Raw genomic sequence first — 6601 nt, forward strand, 5'->3', positions numbered from 1 at the left:
ACCACCGTACGAGCCGACCGGGGGTGCCATGAGTGGCTGGAGGTGCACCGGGCTGCGCTGGCCCCACGGGGAGCCCGTGCTCGGGTGGGCGCGGAGTGACGGGTCCGGGCGGGGGCGGGCGAGCGTCCTGGCGTACGGCAAGGAGTTCGGGTTCCGGGCCGAGGGGGTGCGGACCTGCCTGGGAGCGCGAGGGAACCTGTGCCCGGTCGGGGCTCCGGTGCCCGCGCGGGGTACGGGGGCGCGGTGCGCGGAGTGCGCCAGGCTGGACCGCGCGCACTCGGTGGCCGCCGACACGATCGCCGACGACCCGCGGACGTACCGCGTCTATCTGGCCTGGTTCGGTCCGGGGATGGTCAAGGTCGGGATCACCGGGGAGGCACGGGAGGCCGCGCGGCTGCGGGAGCAGGGGGCCGTGGTGTTCAGCTGGCTGGGGCGTGGGCCGCTGATGGCCGCGCGGCGCACGGAGGAACTGCTGCGCTCGGCACTCGGGGTGCCCGACCGCATCCCGTACGCGCGCAAGCGTGCCGCGCGGGACGCGCTGCCGGGGCCGGTCGAACGGGCGGCCGAGATCGAAGGGCTGTACGGGCGGGCGGCTGCGCTGGAGGGCGCCGGGTGGCCCGAGGCGCTGGAGCGCCTGCCGTTCGAGGCGGTCGACCACGCCGGGGTGTTCGGGCTCGACGGTGCGGGGCCTGCGGCGCGGGTGGTGACGGAGCTGGTGGGCGGCGGCGTGGTGGCGGGACGGCTGGTGGCGGCGGCCGGGCCCGACCTGCATCTGGAGACCGCGGACGACGGGATCGTCGTGCTGGACACGCGGCTCGTCACCGGCTGGGACCTGGTGGGCGCCGACGCGCGGGCGGGGATGAGCGTGCCGGTTGTGGCCGTGGGGGGCGGTGGAGTGCAGGACGGGCTGTTCTGAGATCGTCGCCGGGACCGTGTCCGGAGACGTACGAGGCAGGTGGGGCGGATGAGCAGTGACGGCCGTGACCGTGACGACGTCGTGCGGTTCTGGCAGCGGCTCGGGCTGCCCGGGATCATCGACGTCCACACGCACTTCATGCCGGAGCGGGTGCTCAGCAAGGTGTGGGCGTACTTCGACTCGGCGGGCCCGCTGACCGGGCTGGAGTGGCCGATCACCTACCGGCATGACGAGGACGAGCGCCTCGCGCTGCTCCGCTCGTTCGGTGTGCTCCGGTTCACCTCGATGCTCTACCCGCACAAGGCCGGCATGGCCGCCTGGCTCAACAGCTGGGCCGCGGCGTTCGCAGCCCGGGTGCCGGACTGTCTGCACACCGCGACGTTCTTCCCCGAGGAGGGCGTGGAGACGTATGTGCGCGAGGCGGTCGAGGCGGGCGCGCGGGTCTTCAAGTCGCATCTCCAGGTGGGTGGTTACGACCCCAACGATCCGATGCTGGAGCCCGTGTGGGGGTTGCTGGCGGAGGCCGGGATCCCGGTGGTGACGCACTGCGGGTCCGGGCCGGCTCCCGGCGCGCACACGGGTCCCGGACCGATCGGACGGCTGCTGTCCCGCCACCCGCGGCTGAAGCTGGTGGTGGCGCACATGGGGATGCCGGAGTACGCGGAGTTCCTGGCGCTGGCGGCGGTGTACCCCGGGGTGCGGCTCGACACGACCATGGCGTTCACGGACTTCACCGAGGGGTTCACGCCGTTCCCGGCCGGCGAGCGCAGGCGTCTCGCCGATCTGGGGGACCGGATCCTGCTCGGCACGGACTTCCCGAACATTCCGTACCCGTACGCCCATCAACTGCACGCCCTGGAGCGGCTCGGCCTCGGAGACCCGTGGCTGCGGGCGGTCTGTCACGGGAACGCGAGCGAGCTGTTCCGGTAAGGGCTTCGCGGGCACCCCGATGGCACGGCGACGCGTTTCTCAGGGAATTCACAGGTAGGCGAAAGGTCTCTCTCACGGCCGTCTCACAGGCTTGAGCCATGACGACGACCTCGCCCCAGGGGCGTACAGAACTGCTCAGGTCCGACCGCAGCCCCGTCCGTGTGCTGGTCGTGGACGACGAGGCTCCGCTCGCCGAGCTGCTCTCCATGGCCCTGCGCTACGAGGGGTGGGAGGTGCGCAGCGCCGGTGACGGTGCGGGAGCCGTCCGTACGGCGCGCGATTTCCGCCCCGACGCGGTCATCCTCGATGTGATGCTCCCCGACATGGACGGACTGGCCGTGCTCGGCCGGCTGCGGCGCGAGCTCTCCGACGTGCCCGTGCTGTTCCTGACCGCGCGGGACGCGGTGGAGGACCGGATCGCCGGGCTCACGGCGGGCGGTGACGACTACGTCACCAAGCCGTTCAGCCTGGAGGAGGTCGTGGCACGGCTGCGCGGGCTGATCCGCCGCTCCGGTACGGCCGCCGTCCGCAGCGAGTCGACGCTCGTCGTCGGTGACCTGGTGCTGGACGAGGACAGCCACGAGGTGAGCCGGGGCGACGACTCGATCCACCTCACGGCGACCGAGTTCGAGCTGCTCCGCTTCCTGATGCGCAATCCGCGCCGGGTGCTGAGCAAGGCGCAGATACTGGACCGGGTCTGGAACTACGACTTCGGCGGCCAGGCCAACGTCGTCGAGCTGTACATCTCCTACCTGCGCAAGAAGATCGACGCGGGACGGACCCCCATGATCCACACCCGGCGTGGGGCGGGATACCTCATCAAGCCCGGTGAGTAGCCCCGTGAGCGGCGTCGTGGGCAGCGCCGGCGGCAGGAGGGGTCCGCGTCGCCCCTGGACGCTGCGGACCCGGCTCGTCGTGTACGCGGTCACGCTCATCGCGGTGGTCGCGGCTGTGATCGGTTCGGTCACCGCGATCGCCTTCCAGAGTTACATGGCCGGGAAGCTGGACGGCCAGCTGCGCGACATCACGAGGATGGCCGTGGCGCGACCGCCGGGCAGCGACAGGATCGCGCCGGTCGGCCCGCAGGACGAGGAGCCGCTGGGCTTCGTCGGGATGGGCGGCGGCCAGCCGTTCAACACGTTCGGGGCCGTGGTCTTCGACGGTTCCGTCTCCGACTCGAAGGTGACGAAGGGCCCGGATGCCCCGCAGAGCACCGAGGAGCTGACCGGCGCGCAGGAGAAGGCCCTGGAGGCCGCCGGGGTGGCCCCGGACGGCGAGCCCCATGACGTCGAACTCCCCGGGCTCGGCGGTTATCGCGTGCAGGTGGTCCCGAAGAGCGACGGTACGTCCGTCCTGGTCGGCATCCCCACGGCCGAGGTCGACAAGGCCGTCACCACGCTGGTCCTCGTCGAGGTCTGCGTCACCGGGGCCGGGCTCATCGCCGCCGGGATCGCCGGTGCCGCCATGGTCGGTGTCGCCCTGCGCCCGTTGCGCAGGGTGGCCGCCACGGCGACCCGGGTGTCCGAACTGCCGCTGCACAGCGGTGAGGTCGCTCTGCTCGAACGGGTCCCGGACGCCGAGGCCGATCCGCGTACCGAGGTCGGCCAGGTCGGCGCGGCACTCAACCGGATGCTGGGCCACGTCGGTTCGGCCCTCGACGCGCGGCAGAAGAGCGAGACGCGGGTACGCCAGTTCGTCGCGGACGCCAGCCATGAACTGCGCACACCCCTCGCCTCGATCCGCGGATACGCCGAACTGACCCGCCGCGGACGGGAGAACGCCGGACCCGACACCCGGCACGCCCTGGGACGGATCGAGTCCGAGGCGGAACGGATGACGGGCATGGTGGAGGACCTTCTCCTCCTGGCGCGCCTCGATGCCGGACGCCCGCTCTCGTACGAGAGCACCGATCTCTCGCCCCTCGTCATCGACGCGGTGAGCGACGCCCGCGTCGCGGACCGCGCTCCCGGCGGATCGTCCGGGGCCGCCCATCACTGGCGGCTGGAGCTGCCTGAGGTGCCCGCGACGGTGCTCGCCGACCCGGCCAGGATCCAGCAGGTCCTGGTCAACCTGCTGGCGAACGCCCGTACGCACACCCCGCCGGGGACCACCGTCACGGTCCGTGTGCGCCAGGCACGCCGGGAGGTGCCCTGGGTGACCCTGGAGGTACGGGACGACGGGCCGGGCATCCCGGCCGAACTGCGGCCGCGTGTCTTCGAACGGTTCGCGCGGGGGGACGCCTCGCGCTCCCGGCACGCAGGGTCCACCGGGCTCGGCCTCGCCATCGTGCAGGCCGTCGCTGCCGCGCACGGCGGGCTGGCCGAGGTGCGGTCGGTGCCCGGCGACACGGTGTTCGCCGTCCACCTGCCGGCGGACGCGGTGTACGGGGAGGGGGCGGAGGACACCACCCATGCCGCCGCCGCGCCCACCCCGGGTGCCTACGGCGCTGAGGCCGCCGCTCCCCCGCCGGGTGCGTACGGGAACTCACAGACCGGCCACAGGCTCATCACACCGATGTGACAGGGCGGTTGGCGAGTGTCTGTGTCATGCGAACCGACACTCCCTGGAGCACCCTGCCGGCCCGGGACCATCTCCTGGCCGCAGCGGTCGGCGCTGCCGGCGCTCCCGTACTCGACGTGGTGATCCCCGTGTACAACGAGGAGAAGGACCTCGAAACGTGCGTGCTGCGCCTGCACGACCACCTGGCGCGGACGTTCCCCTACGGCTTCCGGATCACCGTGGCGGACAACGCGAGCACCGACCGTACGCCCCAGGTGGCGGCGCGGCTCGCCGGCCTCATCCCCGAGGTGAGGTCGTACCGGCTGGAGGAGAAGGGCCGGGGCCGGGCGCTGCGGACGGTCTGGTCCCACTCGGACTCCCCCGTGCTCGCCTACATGGACGTGGACCTCTCGACCGACCTGAACGCCCTGCTGCCCCTGGTCGCCCCGCTGATCTCCGGACACTCCGACCTGGCCATCGGCTCGCGCCTGGCCCGCAGTTCGCGGGTGGTGCGGGGCTCGAAGCGGGAGTTCATCTCGCGGGCCTACAACCTGATCCTGCGTTCCTCGCTGGCCGCCGGGTTCAGTGACGCCCAGTGCGGCTTCAAGGCGATACGGCGCGAGGTCGCCGAGCGGCTGCTGCCGATGGTCGAGGACACCGGGTGGTTCTTCGACACCGAGATGCTGGTGCTCGCCGAGCGGGCCGGGCTGCGCATCCACGAGGTGCCGGTCGACTGGGTCGACGACCCGGACTCCACCGTGCACATCGTGAAGACCGCGGCCGAGGACCTCAAGGGGGTCTGGCGGGTGGGCCGGGCCCTGGCCACAGGTGCGCTGCCGCTGGACCGTCTGGCGCGGCCCTTCGGGGACGACCCGCGCGACCGGGCCGTGCCCGGGGTGCCGCGCGGGCTGGCCCGGCAGCTGGTCGGCTTCTGCGTCGTGGGCGTGCTCTCCACCCTGGTCTACCTCGCCCTGTACTCGCTCTTCCGGCTGGGCGTCGGCCCGCAGTCCGCCAACGCCGCGGCCCTCCTGGTGTCCGCCGTCGCCAACACGGCGGCGAACCGGAGGCTCACCTTCGGCGTACGCGGCCGGGGCGGCGCCGTACGCCACCAGGCGCAGGGACTCGTCGTCTTCGCGATCGGGCTCGCGCTCACCAGCGGTTCGCTCGCCGCGCTGGGCACGGCGTCCGGATCTGCTTCGCACGGCACGGAACTCGCCGTGCTGATCGCGGCGAACCTCGCGGCGACGGTGCTGCGGTTCCTGCTCTTCCGGGCCTGGGTCTTCCCCGACCGGCGCACCGGCCACCAGGACGCCCGCAAGGGTGCCGCACACGAACCGAGGAACGTCCGATGACCGCCGCCGCCACGCACTCAGACCACTTCCAGGTCCCGCCCGACACCCCGGGGGCGCCCGCGCACGCCGCGGGCGGCCGGGAGCCGTTGTCGCGCCGTGTCCGCCGGGGCAGGCCCGAGGACCCGCGCTGGGCGAGGCCCGCCTTTCTCGGCCTGCTGCTGGTCGTCGCGCTCGCGTACCTGTGGAATCTGAGCGCTTCCGGTTACGCCAACTCCTTCTACTCCGCAGCCGTGCAGGCCGGCAGCCAGAGCTGGAAGGCATTCTTCTTCGGCTCGCTGGACTCCGCGAACGCGATCACCGTCGACAAGCCCCCGGCCACGCTCTGGCCGATGGCACTGTCGGTGCGGGTCTTCGGTCTGAGCTCCTGGGCGATCCTCGCGCCCCAGGTGCTCATGGCCGTCGCCACGGCAGGTGTCCTCTACGCCGCCGTGCGCCGCCGCTTCAGCGCGGCCGCCGGGATGATCACGATGGTGGTCTTCGCGCTGACACCGGTGGCCGCGCTGATGTTCCGCTTCAACAACCCGGACGCGCTGCTCGCGCTCCTGATGACCGTCACGGTCTACTGCGTGCTGCGCGCGTTCGAGGCCGGCCGGACGAAGTGGCTGGTCTGGGCGGGTGTCGCGGTGGGCCTCGCGTTCCTGTCGAAGACCCTGCAGGCCTTCTTGATCCTTCCGCCCCTGGCGGTGCTGTACGCCGTGTTCGCGCCGGTCTCCGTACGGAAGCGGTTCGGCCAACTGGGGCTGGCAGCACTGGCGATGGTCGTATCCGGTGGCTGGTGGGTCGCGATCGTCGAGCTGTGGCCCGCGTCTTCGCGCCCGTACATCGGCGGTTCGCAGAACAACTCCTTCCTGGAACTGACCTTCGGTTACAACGGACTCGGCCGGATCAACGGCGAGGAGACCGG

Annotated in this window: 6 protein-coding genes; all 6 read left to right on the plus strand. The window is 72.2% G+C overall.

Translation table 11 applies throughout. The features are described 5' to 3' along the window. Positions 1–28: 28 nt before the first annotated feature. Positions 29–916: a DUF2797 domain-containing protein gene (locus BFF76_RS10710; protein WP_065848083.1), complete on the plus strand. Its 888-nt coding sequence runs from the start codon at positions 29–31 to the stop codon at positions 914–916. 48 nt (positions 917–964) lie between these two features. Next, positions 965–1846, plus strand: a complete 882-nt coding sequence (locus tag BFF76_RS10715; RefSeq protein ID WP_065848081.1) for an amidohydrolase family protein — start codon at positions 965–967, stop codon at positions 1844–1846. A gap of 98 nt (positions 1847–1944) precedes the next feature. Further along, positions 1945–2682, plus strand: coding sequence for a response regulator transcription factor (locus BFF76_RS10720; protein ID WP_031097243.1), 738 nt, complete (start codon positions 1945–1947; stop codon positions 2680–2682). A gap of 16 nt (positions 2683–2698) precedes the next feature. Further along, a complete protein-coding gene (locus BFF76_RS10725; RefSeq protein WP_065848084.1) occupies positions 2699–4366 on the plus strand; it encodes a HAMP domain-containing sensor histidine kinase in 1668 nt (555 codons plus the stop codon). 26 nt (positions 4367–4392) lie between these two features. Further along, positions 4393–5697: a bifunctional glycosyltransferase family 2/GtrA family protein gene (locus tag BFF76_RS10730; RefSeq protein WP_065848082.1), complete on the plus strand. Its 1305-nt coding sequence runs from the start codon at positions 4393–4395 to the stop codon at positions 5695–5697. Continuing rightward, positions 5694–6601, plus strand: a 908-nt coding sequence (locus BFF76_RS10735) for an ArnT family glycosyltransferase (RefSeq protein WP_141695587.1), incomplete at its 3' end; no start/stop codon positions are given. The genes BFF76_RS10730 and BFF76_RS10735, both read left to right, overlap by 4 nt.

The organism is Streptomyces mutomycini, assembly GCF_001700505.1.
GTDB classification, from domain to species: domain Bacteria; phylum Actinomycetota; class Actinomycetes; order Streptomycetales; family Streptomycetaceae; genus Streptomyces; species Streptomyces mutomycini.